Source organism: Pontibacter saemangeumensis (genome assembly GCF_039541895.1).
Classification (GTDB): domain Bacteria; phylum Bacteroidota; class Bacteroidia; order Cytophagales; family Hymenobacteraceae; genus Pontibacter; species Pontibacter saemangeumensis.
This window is the reverse complement of sequence record NZ_BAABHC010000025.1, coordinates 1-1,389: the sequence shown is the minus strand read 5'-3', so window position 1 is coordinate 1,389 and position 1,389 is coordinate 1. Positions and strand designations below refer to the sequence as shown.

At 57.8% G+C, this 1,389-nt stretch carries 1 protein-coding gene; it reads right to left on the bottom strand.

Annotation, left to right across the window (positions count from 1 at the left end):
* Positions 1 to 107: 107 nt before the first annotated feature.
* A complete protein-coding gene (locus tag ABD920_RS18270) occupies positions 108 to 1,331 on the bottom strand; it encodes an IS256 family transposase (RefSeq protein ID WP_345160965.1) in 1,224 nt (407 codons plus the stop codon).
* Positions 1,332 to 1,389: the final 58 nt, after the last annotated feature.

The following is a 1,389-nucleotide window of genomic DNA, read 5'->3' as shown; positions in this document are numbered from 1 at the left end:
GGGATTGTAATCTAAACTGTGTCACTTCACTATTTCCATTTTTACTGGCCCTTTTGCTGTTACGGCTTTAGCCTAACGGCGAAAGGGCCAAACTTTTGAAGTGCGTCTCACTTCAGGTCCAGCCGCATCCTCTCCCCGAACCAGATGGCTAGCTGCTGTGCCGTCTGGCTCCAGTTGGCCAGCGGCATGACCCACTTTTTGCTGATGTTCTGGTGAGACAGGTAAATCAGCTTGAGCAGGGCCATGTCCGAGGGGAAGGCCCCCTTCGTCTTAGTCACCTTGCGCACCTGGCGGTGAAAGCCTTCGATGGTGTTGGTGGTGTAGATGAGTTTCCGGATCAGCTCGGTGTACTTAAAGTACGTGGAGAGTTTGTCCCAGTTCCGCTGCCAGCTCTCGAGCACCTTGGGGTACTTTTTTCCCCACTTCTCCTCCAGCTCCAGCAGCCTAAGCTCGGCCAGTTCCTTGTTTTCTGCCCGGTAGATGGGCTTGAGGTCCCGCATGAACTCCTTCTGGTCCTTAGAGCCCACGTACTTGAGGCTGTTGCGAATCTGGTGCACGATGCAGCTCTGCACCTCGGCCTGCGGGAAAACACTGTTGACGGCCTCGGCGAAGCCCTTCAGGTTGTCGATGCAGGCGATGAGCATGTCCCGAACGCCCCGCTGCTGCAGGTCGGTGAGCACCGAGAGCCAGAAAGCGGCCCCCTCGCTCTCGGACACGTACACGCCCAGCAGCTCCTTGTGGCCGTGGCGGTCGATGCCTAAAATGTTGTAGACTGCTTTGGAGACAACCCGCCCTTCCTGCCGCACCTTGTAGTGCATGGCGTCGAGCCAGACGATGCAGTAGAGCGCCTCCAGCGGCCGGGCCTGCCACTCCTTGACCTGGGGCACGATCTTCTCGGTGAGGGCTGAGAGCGTGTCGTGCGAGATGTCCATGTCGTACATCTCCTTCAGGTGCGAGGAGATGTCCCGCAGGCTCATGCCCAACCCGTACATGCTCAAAATGCGCGGCTCCAGGTTCTCGGCCAGCACCGTCTCCCGCTTCCGGATGATCTGCGGCTCAAAGCTCGAGGAGCGGTCGCGGGATGACTCCACCTCGATGGTGCCGTCTGAGGTGCGGACTTGCTTGCTGACTTTGCCGTTGCGGCGGTTGCCCTTCTGCCGCTGCTCGGCATCCAAATGGAGATCCATCTCCGCGTCCAGGGCGGCCTCTAAGAAGTGTTTCAGCAAGGGGCCAAGCGCTCCGTCTTTGCCGAAGGTGGGTTTGCCGCTCCGGAACTCTTCCAGGAACTGGCGCTTGATCTTGTCCAGATCCAGCTCGTTTTTCTCTTCCATGTTAGCTGCGTTAAAGGTATTACTCAAGAACCTTTGACACAGTTAGTTTTACAGCCTC

Excerpts from the sequence above, each read along its gene's own strand:
- ABD920_RS18270 (WP_345160965.1), bottom strand. The coding sequence starts at position 1,331 with ATGGAAGAGAAAAACGAGCTGGATCTGGACAAGATCAAGCGCCAGTTC.